The following is a 16,790-nucleotide window of genomic DNA, read 5'->3' as shown; positions in this document are numbered from 1 at the left end:
TGTCAGCCTCTAGTTCTTGGCCAGCGCCCCTGCCACCAGGAACGCCATCTCCAGCGACTGCATGTGGTTCAGGCGCGGGTCGCAGACGGATTCGTAACGGTCCAGGAACGCTTCCTGGTCCACGGGATCGGCGCCGCCCAGGCACTCGGCAACGTCGTCGCCGGTCATTTCGACGTGCAGGCCACCCGGGACGGTGCCCAGGGCCTGGTGCACCTCGAAGAAACCGCGCACCTCGTCGATGACGTCGTCGAAGTTGCGGGTTTTGTAGCCGTTGGGCGAGGTGACGGTGTTGCCGTGCATGGGGTCGGTGACCCACAGGACCTGCGCACCGGAGGCCGTGACCTTCTCCACGACGGCGGGAAGCTTCTCCCGGATGTTGCCGGCGCCCATGCGGGTGATGAAGGTGAGCCGGCCCGGCTCGCGCTCGGGGTCCAGCTTGTCGATGAGGCGCAACGCGTCGTCGCCCGTGGTGGACGGGCCGAGCTTGACGCCGATCGGGTTGCGGACCCGCGAGAGGAAGTCGACGTGCGCGTGGTCCAGTTCCCGGGTCCGCTCACCGATCCACAGGAAGTGGGCGGACGTGTCGTACGGCAGGCCGGTCCGGGAGTCGATGCGGGTCAGCGCCCGCTCGTAGTCCAGCAGGAGGGCTTCGTGGCTGGCGAAGAATTCAACGCGCTTCAGCGCCTCGAAGTCGGCGCCGCAGGAATCCATGAACTTGATGGCCCGGTCAATATCGCGGGCCAGGGACTCGTAGCGGGCGTGGGCCGGGTTTTCGGTGAAGCCCTTGTTCCACTGGTGCACGGAACGGAGGTCGGCGAATCCGCCCTGCGTGAAGGCACGGATCAGGTTCAGGGTCGACGCCGAGGTGTGGTAGGCGCGCAGCATCCGGGCGGCGTCGTGGCCGCGGGATTCGGGGGTGAACTCGTAGCCGTTGACGATGTCGCCGCGGTAGGCCGGGAGCGTCACGCCGTCGCGCGTTTCATCGTTGGAGGAACGCGGCTTCGCGAACTGGCCTGCCATGCGTCCCATCTTGATGACGGGCATGGCGGCACCGTACGTCAGGACCACTGCCATCTGCAGGATCGTTTTGACGCGCGCGCTGATCTTGTCCGCCGTGGCGGCCTCAAAGGTCTCGGCGCAGTCCCCGCCCTGGAGCAGGAAGGCCTTGCCCTGGGCCGCGGCGGCCAGGCGTTCGCGCAGGACATCCACTTCGCCGGCGAAGACCAGCGGCGGAACAACGGAAAGCTCCTGCACAGAGGCTTCGAAAACGTTGCGGTCCTGCCAGCTGGGCTGCTGGGCGATGGGGAGGTCCCGCCAGTGGTCCAGTCCGGGATAGTTGGCTGCACCGCTCTGGGCGGTGCCGGACAGGGAAAAGGCAGGTTTTGCAGATAGCTCAGTCACCCCCTAAGACTAGCGCCAGCCCGGACCGCCGCGACACAGCCGCTGTCACGCGCCCACGCTGCGGCGTCACAACTGCGCTTGGGCCGCTCCGGCAGGGCCGGGCGCGGCGCTATCCGGTGGCGGCAGCCCCGTCGTCGGACTCTTTTTGCCCGTCCACGGTGCCACCTTGAGGCACGGCGTCCGGGGAGCGGTCGACGGCGGCCGGGGCGCCGGCGAGCCGGAGCTTCACCACGGCGGCATATTCGTCCACGTATTCCTGGCCGGACAGGCGCATCAGTTCGAACATGATGGCGTCGGCAACTTTCCGCTGGACGGCGCGGTCCTCGGCCTGGTCCCGGTATTCGCTGAAGTCCAGTGGCTCACCAAAGATCATGCCGATCCGGCGGATGTTGGGCAGCCGCTTTCCGATGGGCTGGACTTTGTCGGTGCCGATCATGGCCACCGGGACCACCGGGACCCCGGCCTCCAGGGCCAGCCTGGCCACCCCCACCTTGCCGCGGTAGAGACGGGAATCGGGGCTGCGGGTCCCTTCCGGGTAGATGCCCAGCAAGCCGCCATGGCCCAACACGTCCATGCCGGCGCCGAGCGATGCAGCAGATGCGGCCCCGCCGGAGCGGTCCATGGGCAACTGGTTGGTCAGCCGGAAAAACAGTGCCGTCAGCCTGCCCTTGACGCCGGTCCCGGTGAAGTACTCCGATTTGGCCAGGAACACCACCGGCCGCCGCACCATCAGGGGCATAAAAATGGAGTCCGAGAATGAAAGGTGGTTGGAGGCGATGATTGCCGCGCCCTCGGCCGGAATGTTGTCCAGTCCCTTGACCCACGGGCGGAAAAGGAGCTTTAGCACCGGACCCAGGAAGATCCTTTTCATGACCCAATAGAACACGTGGTGACCTCTCCGAAGGCGGCCGTCAGGCCCCGCGTCGGGCCTGGTCAGCAATTGACTGCAACCCTACTCTAGTGAGAATTCCCCGGAACAGTGACACGATGGAGCCATGCCCGAAAGCAGCCTTCCAGCCCCTCCTGCGGCCTACAGTTCACCGGGCCATGGGCCCAATGCGCGGATCGGCGTGGCGATCTGCCATGGCTTCACCGGCAGCCCGCTCAGCGTCCTGCCCTGGGCCGAGTACCTGGCGGCGCAGGGTTATGCGGTGACAGTTCCCCTGCTTCCCGGCCACGGCACCTCCTGGCGGGACCTGGCCGGGCGCGGCTGGCGCGAATGGTTCACCAGCTACGAGGCGGCATTCCTGGAACTGCGGGCACGCACGGACACCTGCTACGTGGCGGGGCTGTCGATGGGCGGCGCCATTGCCCTGCTGGCAGCGTCCCGGCACGCGGTGGCCGGCGTGTCCGTGGTCAATCCCGGCCTGACGTTTTACGACCGGCGGGTGCGCGTGATCGGCGTCCTTAAGTACTTCCAGCGGACCACTATTCCCATCCAGGAGGAAATGACCACCGCGCCCCGCACCGAGGACGGCGACTACTCGCGCACCCCGCTGGCAGCCGTCCACGAACTGCGTAAGCTCTTCGCTGCCGCCACCCGGGGCCTGCCCCGGATCACGGCCCCCGTGCAGGTCTTCAAATCCCGGACGGACGTGGTGGTGCCGCCCACCTCGCTGGAACTGCTGAAAAAATGGCTTGGCCCGCGCCTGGTGGCGGTGGTGGACCTTGATAGCAGCGGCCATGTGGCTACGCTTGACGTGGACGCGCCACGAATCTTCTCGGACTCGAGCGCGTTCTTTGACGCCAACGCCCGCGCAAGCACCCTGGAGAGCCCATGACCGGCGGCCCTGACCACAGCCCCTTCAGCAGCACGTTTGGCGAGGGCGGCGCACGCACCGGGGTGGTGCTCTCCCATGGCTTCACCGGCAGTCCGCATGGTCTTCGGGCCTGGGCGGAAGCCTTCGCTGCGGCGGGGTTTGCCGTGCGGATGCCGCTGCTCCCGGGCCACGGCACAAGCTGGCAGGACCTCGCCCGGACCCGGTGGCAGCAGTGGCATAACGCCCTTGATGAGGCCTACCTGGACCTGGACGCCCAGTGCGACCAGGTGTTTGCTGCCGGCCTGAGCATGGGCGGCGCCCTGGCGCTGCGGATCGCGGCCACCCGCCCCGTAGCCGGGGTGGTCCTGGTGAATCCCGGACTGGTGCTGGACGATCCCCGCGCGCCCCTGGCCGGAATCCTGAAGCTGGTGCTCAAGTCGACCCCACCGATTTCCAACGACATCCTCAAGCCCGGCATGGATGAGGGCGCCTACCTCCGCACGCCAGTTGCCGCGGCCCACGAACTGAACAAGATGTTCAAGGACACCGTCCGGTTGCTGCCCCGCGTCACCGCCCCGGTCCAGGTATACCGCTCCACCGTTGACCATGTGGTCTCCGATTCCAGCATCGCTGCGCTCCGCCGCGGCCTGACCCATGCGCCGCTGGAGCTGGTGCGGCTGGAGAACAGCTACCACGTGGCCACCATGGACAACGATGCGGACCGGATCTTCCAGGGCTCCGTGGACTTCATCAACGGCCTGGTTCCGCCGGCTTCCGGCTCCGGCTCCAACTCCGACAACCAGGAGGCCCGGCATGGCCAGGCATGACCCGGGCGCTCCTGACCAGGGCGCCAACCAGGATGATGCCGTGTGGCTGGACCTGGTGGCCCGCCTGCAGGAGGACTCCCCCGCCGCCGGCGCCGCCCCCATGGACGGCGCCACAGACGCCGGCCGGCGCGCTGCCCCGACCTTCCGGGACTTCGATCCGCTGGGCCTCGCCGGTTCCCTCCCTGCCGAACCTGCAGTTGCGGGTGCCAACGACGCCGGCGGCGGATCCTCCGCGCTCCCGGGCCCGCGGGACTACGGGGTGGAGGACGACGACGAGGACGGGTTTGTCCCTGCCGAACCGCCCAGCCTGGCCGGGACGGATCCGCTGACCGTCCTCGCCTGGCTCGGAGCGGTGGGCGGCCCGGTGGCATTGCTTCTCTCCGTGATGTTCTGGCGTTCAGCTCCTGTGCTGGCCATTGTGGGGATTGTTGCCGCGTTTGTCCTGGGCACGGTGTACCTGATCATGAAGCTGCCCTCGGAGAAGGCAGACGGCGACGACGGCGCCCGCGTCTGAGCCGGCCGGCTGCTGATGTGAAGGGCGCCCTCAACACTACTTTTCGGTTCACCTAAATTAAGCTATTCTCGTCGTAGCACCGCCCCCAACGACGAGGACACATCATGGCCGTCACCACCTTGAATAAAAAGCCGGCGACGCCCCGCGCCTGGTCCCGGCTGCTGTTGCTGGGGCCCGCCTTCGTAGCCGCCATTGCCTACGTGGATCCGGGCAACGTTGCCGCCAACCTCACGGCCGGGGCCAACTTCGGTTACCTGCTGGTATGGGTGTTGGTGGCCGCCAATGCCATGGCGGTGCTGATCCAGTACCAGTCAGCCAAGCTGGGGCTTGCGACGGGGCTGAGCCTGCCGGAAATCCTCGGCCGGCGCCTTGGGACGAAGCGGCGCCGCGCCTACTGGGTCCAGGCCGAAATTGTGGCCGGCGCCACCGACATGGCCGAGGTGATTGGCGGTGCCGTGGCCCTGAACCTGCTGTTCGGCCTTCCGCTGCCGGTCGGTGGGGTCATCATCGGTATCGCCTCCATGCTGCTGCTCACCCTGCAGTCCAACCGCAGCCAGCGGTCATTTGAGCTTGCCATCCTGGTTTTGCTTGGTGTCATTGCCGTGGGTTTTGTCTCCGGCCTGTTTGTGAACCCGCCGGACGCGGGGAGCGCCCTGGCCGGCCTGGTCCCCCGGTTTGAAGGAACGGACACCGTATTGCTGGCGGCGAGCATGCTCGGTGCCACCGTGATGCCGCACGCCATTTACCTGCATTCCGCCCTGGCCCGGGACCGGCACGGCTTCTCCCCCGACCCGGCCGTACGCACCCGGCTCATCCGCGCGACACGCTTCGATGTGGCCGGCGCATTGCTGCTGGCCGGCGTGGTCAACATCGCGATGCTGCTGCTGGCGGCGTCCAGCCTGCGCGGGGTGGAGGGCACCGACACCATTGCCGGGGCCCACGCAGCCGTTACGTCGGCGCTGGGCCCGGCCATCGGCGTTGTGTTTGCCATCGGCCTGCTGGCCTCCGGACTGGCCTCAACCTCCGTGGGCTGCTACGCCGGCGCCACCATCATGGGCGGGCTCCTGAAGGTGCGGATCCCGCTGCTGACCCGCCGGGTCATCACGCTCATCCCGGCCCTCATCATCCTGGCGGCGGGCATCGAACCCACCCTTGCCCTGGTGCTCAGCCAGGTGCTGCTCAGCTTCGGCATCCCCTTCGCCCTGATTCCGCTCATCCGGCTGACCGGCAAGCGGGAGATCATGGGCATCCACACCGACTCCATGCCCCTGAAGATCGCAGGCTGGACCAGCGCCACCCTGATTGTGGTCCTGAACTGCGTGCTGATCGTCCTGACGTTCCTCGACCAGGCCTGACCGGAGCCTCACGCCCCGCCGGGGCGCTCCTGGGGTGCGCAGCAGGCGCACCCGGCTGTGGCTGCATCTTCGTTGTCCGCACCGTCGGCATTCTCCGCGACGGCTGCGGGGTCCGCGGCGGTGAAGGAGGGCGCGCAGCACGCATCGCCCTGCCATGCGGCCAAACCTTCCTTGACGGCAATGCCGGCGATCACCAAAGCGGCGATGGGGTCAGCCCAGGACCAGCCCAGCGTTGAATTGAGGACCAAGCCCACCAGCAGGACAGCCGACAGGTAGGTACAAAGCAGGGTCTGCTTTGAATCGGCGACGGCGGACCGGGAACCCAACTCCCGGCCGGCGTGCCGTTGCGCCCAGGACAGGAATGGCATTACGGCCAGGCTGACCGTTGCGAGCACAATGCCCACCGTCGAGTGGTCCGCTTCCCCGGCCCCGGCCAACGCCCTGACGGCATCGATCGAAACAAACAGGGCCAGGCCAAAGAAGGAAAACGCGATCAGGCGCAGCGCAGTCTTCTCCCTGGCCTCCGGGTCACGGCCCGCGAACTGCCAGGCCACGGCAGCGGCGGAGAGCACCTCGACAATGGAGTCCAGGCCAAATCCGATCAGCGCGCTGGAGGATGCCAGGGAACCAGCCGTCAGTGCCACCGCCGCCTCCACCACGTTGTAGCCGATGGTGGCGGCCACAAGGAACCGGATCCGGCGGGACAGGACGGCACGGCGGTCCCGGGTGGGGGCCTGGACTGCGGACGCGGCGGCCATCAGCAGCAGCCGTCCACAGCACCGCTGCCGCAGGCACACCCGGCCTTGGCGACGGCCACCACGCCGAGCAGGGCGGTCAAGGCATCACCCAGCCGGGGGTCGGCAAGTTCGTAACGCATCCGGCGGCCTTCAGGGACCGCGACCACCAGCCCGCAGCCGCGCAGGCAGGCCAGGTGGTTCGACAGGCTCTGCTTACTGACGCCTGCGGCCAACGCCAGGTCGCCCGGGTATGCCGGGGCTTCGCGCAGCGCCAGCAGCACCTGGGCCCTGGTGGCGTCCGAGAGGGCATAGCCAAATCGGGCCAGGACGGACGTGGCAGCTAAAGTCTCCATGCGGCAATGGTACATCCATCGATGTACCGAACTGAGCCAGCGCCTGGTCCGGCTAGCTGCGGACGCGGCTGCTTACCCTGGACAGGTCAGCGGCACCGATCAGACCGGCCTTGGGCCCCAGCGCCGCCAGCTCGATGCCTGCCACGGGCCGGAAACCCCGGCCCGTCAGGTTGCGGGCAAAAGCCTTACGGGCCGGTTCCACCAGGAGGTCCCCGGCCGAACACAGCCCGCCACCAATCACAAAGAGGCCTGGATCCAGGGCTGCGGCGAGGTTGGCCAGGCCCAGGCCCAGCCACTCCCCCACTTCCTCCAGCAGTTCGCGGGAGGCGGAGTCGCCGGCGAGCGCCAGCTCCGTCACCACCGCCCCGGTGATGGCGTCCGCATGTCCGCCCACCGCCGTCAGCAGGTCCTGCGCCATGGGCGAGTTGGCGCTGGCCAGCAGCCGGGCTTCCCGGCCCAGGGCGTTGCCGGAGGCGTACTGCTCCCAGCAGCCCCGGTTGCCGCATTCACAGCGGTGCCCGCCGGGCATAATGACCTGGTGGCCGAATTCGCCGGCCACCCCGAAGCGTCCCCGCTCCACCCTGCCGTCCATCACCATGGCCCCGCCGATTCCGGTGCCCAGCGTGATGCAGACCAGCCGGTCCTCGCCCTGGCCGGCGCCAAAGCGCCATTCGGCCCAGGCAGCGGCATCGGCGTCGTTCGCCAGCAGCACGGGGCGGCGGAGCAGGCGCTGGAGGTTGGCGCGCAGGGGCTCGTTGCGCCAGGCGAGGTGCGGACTGAACAGCACCGTGCCGCCGTCAAGGTCCATCCAGCCGGCAGCGCCGATGCCCACGGACCAGATCCGGTGGCCCTGCCCAAGTTCCGCCACGAGTTCCACAATGACGCGTTCCACGGCCCGCGGATCGTTGCCGGGCGTTGACCGCCGGGCTTCCCGAAGGATCCTGCCTTCGGCGTCCACCACGCCTGCGGCGACCTTGGTGCCGCCGATGTCGATCCCGATGGCCAGGCCCTTCCGGCCCAGCCTCAGGTGCTCGCGGAAGCCTTCACCGTGCCGGGCCCTGGCGCGGTAGGCGGCGGGCCTGCGCCGCCACGGGGCGGACCTTCTCGGGGAGCCGGCCTGTTCGCCGGGGGGTGGTGCGTACATAGTCCACCATTCTAGGTCTGCACCGGGACCGGGCAGCGAATCCGGCACACGCCGGGCGCCGGACCGATTGACGACTAAGTTACTCACCAGTAGCTTTGGTTACTGCATGGGCCTGCGCGGGCATACTAGTCTTGGGGCATACCCCAGCGCGGGACCTCGGATATCAAAGGAGCTATAGTGCGCGAATTCAGTGTTCCGCCTCTTGTTGTTGTCGCACCGGAGACCAACATCACCGACCTGGTACTGCGGCAGGCCACCAAAGCCAGCAACCCCGCACTGTTTTCCCGGCTTGATGCGGCAGGCGCCTGGCAGGACATTTCCGCCACGGACTTCCTGGCCGACGTCCAGGTCCTGGCCAAGGGCCTGATCGCCAGCGGCGTGGGTGCCGGTGACCGCGTGGGCATCATGTCCCGGACGCGCTACGAGTGGTCCCTGGTGGACTTTGCCATCTGGTTCGCCGGCGCGGTTTCGGTCCCGATCTACGAAACGTCGTCGCCGTCGCAGGTGGCCTGGAACCTTGGCGACTCCGGCGCCGTGGCCGCGTTTGCAGAGTCCGCGCACCACGAGAACATCATCCGGCAGGCCGTCACGTCCGAGGCCCTGACGGGGCTCCAGCACGTCTGGCAGCTGGAAGGCGCCGGCCTGGATGCCCTCCGCGGGGCCGGCGGGGACGTCAGCGATGCGGACCTGGAGCAGCGCCGCTCCACGGCCGGCCTGGCCGACGTCGCCACCATCATCTACACCTCCGGAACCACCGGCAGGCCCAAGGGTTGTGAACTGACCCACGGCAATTTTGTGGAACTCTCGGACAACGCACTGTCGATCATCGGCGAGATCGTCCACGAAAACGCCAAGACCATCATGTTCCTTCCCCTGGCGCACGTATTCGCCCGGTTCATTTCCGTCCTGGCCATGGCCGGTGGCACCACCGTGGCCCACACGCCGGACATCAAGAACCTCCTGGCGGACCTGCAGAGCTACGAGCCCACGTTCATCCTGGCAGTACCCCGCGTCTTTGAGAAGGTCTACAACTCGGCACTGACCAAGGCCGAGGACGGTGGCAAGGGCGCCATCTTCCACCGGGCAGCCGATACCGCGATCGCCTACTCCAAAGCCCGGCAGGACGGCCGTGTGGGCCTGGGCCTCAAATTGCGCCACGCGCTTTTCGACAAACTGGTCTACGGCAAGCTCCGCGCCGCCATGGGCGGGCAGGTTGCCCACGCCGTGTCCGGCGGCGGCCCCCTGGGCGAACGCCTGGGCCACTTCTTCCAGGGCATCGGAATGCAGGTCCTAGAAGGCTACGGCCTGACCGAAACCACGGCGCCGATTTCGGTCAACACCCCGTCCAGGATCAAGATCGGCTCGGTCGGCAAGCCGCTGCCGGGCAACGCGGTCAGGATTGCCGACGACGGCGAAATCCTCGCCAAGGGCGTTTGCGTGATGCACGGCTACTACCACCGCGAAGAGCTGATGGCCGAAACCTTCGTGGACGGCTGGTTCCGGACGGGTGACATCGGCCGCCTCGATGAGGACGGCTTCGTCTGGATCACCGGCCGGAAGAAGGAAATCATCGTCACCGCCGGCGGCAAGAACGTGATCCCGGCTCTCCTCGAAGACCAGATCCGGGCTGACGCCCTGGTGTCGCAGGTGCTGGTGGTGGGCGATAACCGGCCCTTCATCGGAGCACTGGTCACGCTGGACACCGAGGCGCTGCCGGGCTGGCTCCAGCGCCACGGCCTGCCGGGCGATACGTCCCTGGCGGACGCTGCGGGCCATCCCGTGGTGAAGGCCGCCGTCCAGGACCTCATCACCGCGGCCAACGCCTCGGTCTCCCAGGCGGAGGCCATCAAGTCGTTCCGGATCGTCCCGGCTGACTTCACCGAAGCGTCAGGGCACCTGACCCCATCCATGAAGGTCAAGCGCGCCCAGGTCATGAAGGACTTCGAGACGGTCATCGACGAGATGTACGCGGCCCCGCGGGGCTGACGGGGAACACAAAAGCGCGGGGCCACCTCACGTGGCCCCGCGCTTTTTTGCTGCCTAGGCGATGACGAGCAACAGGTCCCCGCCCTGGACCTGCTCCACCGCGGAGATGGCGAGCCGTGAAACAGTGCCGCCCACCGGCGTCGTGATGGACGCCTCCATCTTCATGGCTTCGATGGTGGCGATTGTATCCCCGGCGCTGACGGTGTCACCGGCCTTCACGGTCACCGTTACGGCGCCGGCGAACGGCGCTGCGACGTGGCCCTGCTGGGCCGGGTCTGCCCTCTCGGCAGCCTTGACGTTGCTCACCACTGACCGGTCCCTTACCACCACGGGCCGGGACTGGCCGTTGAGGGTGCACATCACGGTGCGCATGCCCTTCTCATCCGGCTCCGAGACTGCTTCGAGGGAAGCGATCAGCCGGACGCCGCGCTCCAGCGTGATCTCGTGTTCGGTGCCCTGCTGCAGCCCGTACAGGTAGTCGCGGGTATCCAGGACCGAGATGTTGCCGAAGGTTTCGACGCTCTTGAGGTAGTCCTTGGTGGGGCCTGCGAACAGGAGCCGGTTCAGCGTGTGCTGGCGGGTTTTGGAATCCGCCTTCAGCGCCGCGCTGTCCTCGGCGCTGAGCTCCACGTCCCGGACCTTCACGGCCCGGCCCTGGAGTGCCTTGGTGCGGAACGGCTCCGGCCAGCCACCGGGAGGATCCCCCAGTTCGCCGGACAGGAAGCCGATGACGGAATCGGGGATGTCGTAGTTCTGCGGGTTTTCGTTGAAGTCCGCCGGGTCGGCGTTCAGGCCCACCAGGTGCAGGGCCAGGTCACCGACCACCTTGGACGACGGCGTGACCTTCACCAGGCGGCCCAGGATGCGGTCCGCAGCGGTGTACATGTCCTCGATGGCTTCGAAACGCTCCCCCAGGCCCAGGGCCATTGCCTGCTGGCGGAGGTTGGAGAGCTGGCCGCCGGGGATCTCGTGCTGGTACACGCGCCCTGTGGGGCCCGGCAGGCCGGATTCGAACGGGGCGTAGACGCGGCGGACCGCCTCCCAGTACGGCTCCAGCGAGCTGACGGCGGCCAGGCTGAGCCCCGTGTCGCGGGGCGTGTGGGCCAGACCCGCGACCAGGGCCGAAGCGGAAGGCTGGCTGGTGGTGCCTGCCAGGGATGCGGAGGCCACATCCACGGCGTCCACACCGGCGTCCACGGCCGCCAGGAGCGTGGCCAGCTGGCCGCCTGCGGTGTCGTGGGTGTGCAGGTGCACCGGCAGGTCGAACCGCTCGCGAAGGGCGGTGACGAGTTTGGCTGCGGCGGCAGGGCGCAGCAGGCCGGCCATGTCCTTGATGGCGAGGATGTGAGCGCCGGCGTCGACGATCTTCTGCGCCAGGGCCAGGTAATAGTCAAGCGTGTAGAGCGTCTCCGCCGGGTCGAGCATGTCCGAGGTGTAGCAGAGTGCCACCTCGGCCACGGCGGTTCCGGTGGCCCGGACGGCGCGGATGGCCGGGGCCATCTGGTTGACGTCATTGAGCGCATCGAAGATCCGGAAGATGTCGATGCCGGTGGCAGCCGCTTCGTTAACGAAGGCTTCGGTCACCTCTTCCGGGTACGGGGTGTAACCCACGGTGTTCCGGCCGCGGAGCAGCATCTGCAGGCAGACGTTGGGCAGCGCCTTGCGCAGGGCCGCCAGCCGGTCCCAGGGGTCCTCGCCGAGGAAGCGCAGGGCAACGTCGTAGGTTGCACCGCCCCAGGCCTCAACGGAGAGCAGTTCCGGCAGGAGCGCCGTGACGGCGGGTCCGGCTGCCACCAGGTCGCGGGTGCGGACACGGGTGGCCAGCAACGACTGGTGCGCGTCGCGGAACGTGGTGTCCGTGACGGCGACGGCGTTTTGCGCCCGCAGCGCCGCGGCGAACCCCTCGGGTCCGAGCTCCTGGAGTTTCTGGCGGGAACCGGGTGCCGCCGGCAGGCCCTTGACGGCGGGAAGCTTGTCTGCCGGGTTCGAGTGGACCTTCAGTTCGCCGTTGGGCTTGTTGACTGTCACATCTGCCAGCCACGTCAGGAGCTTGGTGCCGCGGTCAGCGGAGACGCGGGCCTTAAGGAGCTCCGGGCGTTCGTCGATGAAGCTGGTGGCCACGTTGCCGGCGATGAAGTCGGGATCGTCCAGCACCGCCTGCAGGAACGAAATGTTGGTGGAGACGCCACGGATCCGGAACTCCGCGAGGGCGCGGCGGGCCCGGGCCACGGCAGCAGGGTAGTCCCGGCCGCGGCAGGTGAGCTTGACCAGCATGGAGTCGAAGTGGGGGCTGATTTCGGCACCCGAGTAGACGGTGCCGCCGTCGAGCCTTACGCCTGCGCCACCGGCGGAACGGTAACCGGTGATCTTTCCGACGTCGGGCCGGAACCCGTTGGCCGGGTCCTCGGTGGTGATGCGGCTCTGCAGGGCGGCGCCCTTGAGCTGGACGGTTTCCTGGGACAGGCCGAGGTCCGCGAGGGTTTCGCCGGCGGCGATCCGCAGCTGGGCCTGGACCAGGTCCACATCCGTGACTTCCTCCGTCACGGTGTGCTCCACCTGGATGCGGGGGTTCATCTCGATGAACACGTGCTGTCCGGCGCGTTCGCCCACGGTGTCCACCAGGAACTCGACGGTTCCGGCGTTGACGTAGTTCAGGGCGCGGGCAAATTTTACGGCGTCCCGGTAGAGGGCCTGGCGGATGCCTTCGTCCAGGTTGGGGGCCGGGGCGATCTCGATGACCTTCTGGTGCCGGCGCTGGATGGAACAGTCACGCTCGAAGAGGTGCATCACGTTGCCCTCAGCGTCCGCGAGGATCTGCACTTCAATGTGGCGGGGCCGCAGGACTGCCTGTTCGAGGAACATGGTGGGGTCCCCGAATGCGGCGTCCGCCTCGCGCATGGCTGCCTGGAGGGCTTCCGGAAGCGCTTCACGGGTGTCGACGCGCCGCATGCCGCGGCCGCCGCCGCCGGCCACGGCCTTGGCGAAGATGGGGAAGCCGATTTCGTCGGCGGCGGCGATCAGTTCATCGAGGTCCTTGGACGGCTCGCTGGACTTAAGGACGGGCACGCCGGCTTCCTTGGCAGCCTTCAGGGCTGCGACCTTGTTGCCGGCGAGCTCCAGGACCTCGGCGGGCGGCCCAACAAAGGTGATGCCCGCTTCTTTGGCCGCGCGGGCCAGGTCCGGGTTCTCGGAAAGGAAGCCGTAGCCGGGGTAGATGGCGTCCGCACCGGACTCCTTGGCCACCCGTACAACTTCGGCAACGTCCAGGTAGGCCCGGACGGGGTGTCCCTGCTCGCCAATGAGGTAGGCCTCATCGGCCTTCTGGCGGTGGATCGAGTTGCGGTCCTCGTTGGGAAACACAGCAACGGTCTTGGCGCCCAGCTCGTAGCTGGCGCGGAAGGCCCTGATCGCGATTTCGCCGCGGTTGGCCACCAGAATCTTGGAAAACATACTTCTCCTGCATCATCGCGGGTGGATCGGTGAGTGGTCACAGTGTCTAGGACCGTTGCCGCCAAACACAAATCTTTGTGGCAACCGTCACAGATTTCGCCGTCATCTCCTCGCCGCTTCCACCGGGCCCGAAAGAACCGCCTCCCGGCCTTGGGCGCCGGTGCCATGCCCGGGGCCTGCTGAACGCAGGATTAGCCCGGCCGTCAACATATGATGGTTGGGGCAGCAGGGCTGCCCTGCTTCGGCTCCGCCGGAGCATCTCTGCTCCCAACACGGCATCCGGCGTTAGGTTTTGGTCTTCCAGTGCAAGTAGTCAGCATCAGCAGCCTTAAGGGTGGAGTCGGTAAGACTTCCGTCACCACAGGATTGGCGTCTGCGGCGCTGGCCGCGGGCATCCGCACGCTGGTTGTGGACCTTGATCCGCACGCGGACGCCACCACCGCCCTCGGCGTCCAGCAGGACGGCCAGCTGGACATCGGCCGGATGCTGAAAAGCCCCCGCCGCGCCAGGCTTGCGGAGAACGTGGTGGGCAGCGGCTGGACCGCCCGGGCCAAGAGCAACGGTGCGGGCCCCGCCGTGCTCGATGTTGCGGTGGGCTCCGCTTATACGGGCATCTACGACCGGCCTGATCTTGGCCGGCGCGACCTGCGCAGGCTGTCAACGGTGCTGGCCGGCGCCGGGACCTACGAGCTGGTGCTGATCGATTGCCCGCCGTCGCTTAACGGCCTGACCAGGATGGCCTGGTCAGCCAGCGACAAAGTGGCCCTGGTGGCCGAGCCGGGCCTGTTCTCGGTGGCCGGAACGGAACGCACCATGCGCGCCATCCAGCTCTTCCGCCGCGAGTTCGCCCCCAACCTCTCCCCCGCCGGGATCGTGGCCAACCGGGTCCGGTCCGGGTCGTCCGAACACACCTACCGCCTCGCGGAAATGGAATCAATGTTCGGCGACCTCCTGCTGAGCCCCCGGATTCCGGAGCAGGCCAACTGGCAGCAGATCCAGGGCGCCGCCCATCCGGTGCACCACTGGCCCGGTGATTCCGCCAAGTCCGCCGCCCTGCTTTTTGACGACCTGCTGGCGAATCTGATGGCAGCAGGAGCCGGCCTGCGGAGCCGCGCGCGCTGACAACCCCGCACTGCACCCAGGCAACGAGAAAGGGCCGCTCCAATGAGCGGCCCTTTCTCGTTGTTCCAGCCTGGTATCAGCTGATCTTCCGTGCCGCCCGGCGTTTACTCAGTTCGTCGTCGGGAAAGGAATGTTCGGCGGCGTGTTCGCTGGGAAGGGAAGCGAGACTGCCTTCCACCTCACGCCAGACGCGGCCCACGGCGATGCCGAACACCCCCTGGCCGCCCTGTACAAGATCAATGACTTCGTCCGCGGAGGTGCACTCGTAGACGCTGGCGCCGTCGCTCATGAGCGTGATCTGGGCCAGGTCCTCCACTCCGCGCTCCCGCAGGTGTTCCACCGCTGTGCGGATCTGCTGCAGCGAAACCCCAGTGTCCAGGAGCCGCTTGACCACTTTCAGGACCAGGATGTCCCGGAAGCCATAAAGGCGCTGGGAACCGGAGCCGGCGGCGCCGCGGACAGCGGGTTCCACCAACCCGGTGCGGGCCCAATAGTCCAGCTGGCGGTAGGTGATGCCAGCGGCCTTGCACGCCGTAGGGCCGCGGTAGCCCGCGTCCTCGTCCAGGACCGGGAGATCCTCCGTGAACAGGAGTCCCTGGGCTCCGCTGACGGGCAGAGCAACGCCGGCAGTGGGCTGTTTCAGCCCGCCTGATTCGCCTTTGGGACTCACCTGGATCCTCCTTGTTGTGCGCTCCCGGGAACAACTGCAGCGTCATCAGGCACAAAGGCCATGAATGTAATTTCCGCAGGGCGCACTTTCCAGTGTGACTTGCCCGGCTGCCGTAAGCAATGGGAACTTGATACTTCGACGTTAGGCCCGGCGGGGCACAAGGTCAAAGACGTTGACGGCTTTGCGCAGGCGTGTCGAAACTTTCAGCCTCAACTTTAACCTTAACGTGACCTTCAGCTGTCGAAATCCTCGGGTTCCACGTCGTCAAGGAACTCCCGGAACCGGCGTAGCTCGCGCTCCTCGTCGGCGGTGGGTCCCGGCTGGGTGTCCTCACCCTCATCGTGTTCGGTGATCCGCACGCCCGCCTCATCCATCACGGAGTCGGCACACCAGATGCGGCATTTCGCCCGGAGCGCCACGGCCAGGGCGTCCGATGCCCGGGAACTGACGGTGGTCCCATTGTCGAACTGGAGCTGGCCGTAGAAGATGTTGTCCTCAACGGCAACGATGTTGACGCTGACCACGGCGTGGCCCAGGGATTCCACCACGTCCACCAGGAGGTCATGGGTCATGGGCCGGGGCGGGACCACTCCCTGCTGCGCCAGCGCAATGGCACTCGCCTCAGGGGTGCCGATCCAGATGGGTACGTGACGTTCCCCGTGGATTTCCCGGAGCAGTACCAGGGGCTGGTTGGAGGGCAGTTCGATCCGCACGCCCACGATTTCCACTTCAATCATCAGATGTCCATGCGGGAGATGTGGTCCTGCACCAGGGCGCGGTGGAGGGTGAGGCAGAGGTCGCTGATTTCGCGGGCGGCCTCGGCCGCCCGGGCCTGCGACGCGGCGTCCTTCCGGGATGCCAGCGGGGCGACAACGCGCTCCACGAGCCCGAACTCGCGTTCGGCCGCGGCCTGGAACGGCCGCAGGTGGCGGGGTTCGAGCCCGTGGCTTTCCAGCTGCACACAGGCGCGGGCCACCTGGAGGGCATGTTCCTCGAACCGGCCACCGGTGTGGGTGATCAGGCCAAAGCTCAGGAGCGACTGCAGGAGGGGAACGCTGGCACCGGATTCGGTGCGGAGCTGTTCCTCAGTCAGGGTCCGGCCTCGGTTCTGCAGCTCGGCAGCGAGTTCATCGGAGACGATCCGGGGTGAGACCACAACACCGGGCGGCAGGTTTTCCGGCCGCTCTCCCCTGTCAATGGCGTCAAGGTAGTCCTTGATCACTTTCAGGGGGAGGTACTGGTCGCGCTGCAGGGCCAGGACAAACCGGAGCCGCTCAACGTCGCCATCGGAATACTGCCGGTAACCTGCGGGGGTGCGCCGCGGGTTGATAAGTCCCTTTTCTTCAAGGAACCGGATTTTGGACGCGGTCATGCCGGGGAAGTCCCCGCTGAGCTGCGCGAGGACTTCGCCGATGTTCAGGACCTGGGGTCCCCGGCGTTCGGGTTGTGCCATTGCCACAGGCAGTGGTCC

At 67.4% G+C, this 16,790-nt stretch carries 15 protein-coding genes; 6 read left to right on the top strand and 9 right to left on the bottom strand.

From position 1 onward, the window contains the following. Nucleotides 1–9: 9 nt before the first annotated feature. Together ACRB8A_RS07385 and ACRB8A_RS07380 are read right to left on the bottom strand one after the other, a co-directional pair. Nucleotides 10–1,401 (bottom strand): class II 3-deoxy-7-phosphoheptulonate synthase, encoded by a 1,392-nt coding sequence (locus ACRB8A_RS07385; RefSeq protein ID WP_056598746.1) that lies wholly within the window; start codon nucleotides 1,399–1,401, stop codon nucleotides 10–12. Nucleotides 1,402–1,510: 109 nt separating this feature from the next. Next, on the bottom strand, nucleotides 1,511–2,287 hold the full coding sequence (locus tag ACRB8A_RS07380; protein WP_056598743.1) for a lysophospholipid acyltransferase family protein: 777 nt from the start codon (nucleotides 2,285–2,287) through the stop codon (nucleotides 1,511–1,513). A gap of 109 nt (nucleotides 2,288–2,396) precedes the next feature. On the opposite strand from ACRB8A_RS07380, the gene ACRB8A_RS07375 reads away from it, so the two are divergent. The 4 genes from ACRB8A_RS07375 to ACRB8A_RS07360 all read left to right on the top strand — a co-directional run bounded on the left by ACRB8A_RS07375 (nucleotide 2,397) and on the right by ACRB8A_RS07360 (nucleotide 5,857). Beyond that, nucleotides 2,397–3,182: an alpha/beta hydrolase gene (locus tag ACRB8A_RS07375; protein ID WP_285241814.1), complete on the top strand. Its 786-nt coding sequence runs from the start codon at nucleotides 2,397–2,399 to the stop codon at nucleotides 3,180–3,182. Further along, on the top strand, nucleotides 3,179–3,988 hold the full coding sequence (locus ACRB8A_RS07370; protein ID WP_285241813.1) for an alpha/beta hydrolase: 810 nt from the start codon (nucleotides 3,179–3,181) through the stop codon (nucleotides 3,986–3,988). The genes ACRB8A_RS07375 and ACRB8A_RS07370 overlap by 4 nt, the downstream gene beginning before the upstream one ends. After that, the gene (locus ACRB8A_RS07365; RefSeq protein ID WP_056598734.1) at nucleotides 3,975–4,502 is read left to right on the top strand and encodes a hypothetical protein; all 528 of its coding nucleotides are present in this window, start codon (nucleotides 3,975–3,977) and stop codon (nucleotides 4,500–4,502) included. The genes ACRB8A_RS07370 and ACRB8A_RS07365 overlap by 14 nt, the downstream gene beginning before the upstream one ends. Nucleotides 4,503–4,606: 104 nt before the next feature. Beyond that, a complete protein-coding gene (locus ACRB8A_RS07360; protein ID WP_050684129.1) occupies nucleotides 4,607–5,857 on the top strand; it encodes an Nramp family divalent metal transporter in 1,251 nt (416 codons plus the stop codon). Nucleotides 5,858–5,865: 8 nt separating this feature from the next. On the opposite strand, the gene ACRB8A_RS07355 is transcribed toward ACRB8A_RS07360, so the two are convergent. The 3 genes from ACRB8A_RS07355 to ACRB8A_RS07345 are packed head-to-tail and all read right to left on the bottom strand — an operon-like array spanning nucleotide 5,866 to nucleotide 8,091. After that, entirely contained in the window at nucleotides 5,866–6,615 is a 750-nt protein-coding gene (locus ACRB8A_RS07355) for a cation diffusion facilitator family transporter (protein WP_285241812.1), read from the bottom strand. Further along, on the bottom strand, nucleotides 6,615–6,947 hold the full coding sequence (locus ACRB8A_RS07350; RefSeq protein WP_050684127.1) for an ArsR/SmtB family transcription factor: 333 nt from the start codon (nucleotides 6,945–6,947) through the stop codon (nucleotides 6,615–6,617). Before ACRB8A_RS07350 ends, ACRB8A_RS07355 begins: the two co-directional genes overlap by 1 nt. 52 nt (nucleotides 6,948–6,999) lie before the next feature. Next, nucleotides 7,000–8,091, bottom strand: a complete 1,092-nt coding sequence (locus ACRB8A_RS07345) for an ROK family glucokinase (protein ID WP_285241811.1) — start codon at nucleotides 8,089–8,091, stop codon at nucleotides 7,000–7,002. 177 nt (nucleotides 8,092–8,268) lie between these two features. Between ACRB8A_RS07345 and ACRB8A_RS07340 the strand changes: the two genes are divergently transcribed. Next, nucleotides 8,269–10,077, top strand: a complete 1,809-nt coding sequence (locus ACRB8A_RS07340) for an AMP-dependent synthetase/ligase (protein WP_050684125.1) — start codon at nucleotides 8,269–8,271, stop codon at nucleotides 10,075–10,077. A gap of 54 nt (nucleotides 10,078–10,131) precedes the next feature. Here ACRB8A_RS07340 and ACRB8A_RS07335 read toward each other — a convergent pair whose 3' ends face one another. After that, nucleotides 10,132–13,527 (bottom strand): pyruvate carboxylase, encoded by a 3,396-nt coding sequence (locus tag ACRB8A_RS07335; RefSeq protein ID WP_285241810.1) that lies wholly within the window; start codon nucleotides 13,525–13,527, stop codon nucleotides 10,132–10,134. A 303-nt stretch (nucleotides 13,528–13,830) separates the two neighbouring features. Here ACRB8A_RS07335 and ACRB8A_RS07330 point away from each other — a divergent pair, with 303 nt between their 5' ends. Further along, a complete protein-coding gene (locus ACRB8A_RS07330) occupies nucleotides 13,831–14,649 on the top strand; it encodes a ParA family protein (protein ID WP_285241809.1) in 819 nt (272 codons plus the stop codon). A 76-nt stretch (nucleotides 14,650–14,725) separates the two neighbouring features. On the opposite strand, the gene ACRB8A_RS07325 is transcribed toward ACRB8A_RS07330, so the two are convergent. From ACRB8A_RS07325 to ftsR, 3 genes are all read right to left on the bottom strand, one after another. Continuing rightward, nucleotides 14,726–15,319, bottom strand: a complete 594-nt coding sequence (locus ACRB8A_RS07325; protein ID WP_285241808.1) for a MerR family transcriptional regulator — start codon at nucleotides 15,317–15,319, stop codon at nucleotides 14,726–14,728. Nucleotides 15,320–15,552: 233 nt separating this feature from the next. After that, entirely contained in the window at nucleotides 15,553–16,056 is a 504-nt protein-coding gene (locus ACRB8A_RS07320) for a bifunctional nuclease family protein (RefSeq protein WP_050686081.1), read from the bottom strand. Continuing rightward, nucleotides 16,056–16,772 (bottom strand): transcriptional regulator FtsR, encoded by a 717-nt coding sequence (ftsR, locus tag ACRB8A_RS07315; protein WP_050686080.1) that lies wholly within the window; start codon nucleotides 16,770–16,772, stop codon nucleotides 16,056–16,058. The genes ACRB8A_RS07320 and ftsR overlap by 1 nt, the downstream gene beginning before the upstream one ends. Between the last annotated feature and the right edge of the window lie 18 nt (nucleotides 16,773–16,790).

Origin of the sequence: Arthrobacter sp. G.S.26 (assembly GCF_050847375.1) — a bacterium.
Lineage (GTDB): Bacteria > Actinomycetota > Actinomycetes > Actinomycetales > Micrococcaceae > Arthrobacter.
Note: the sequence above shows the minus strand (reverse complement) of the source record. Positions and strands in the feature narration are given on the sequence as shown.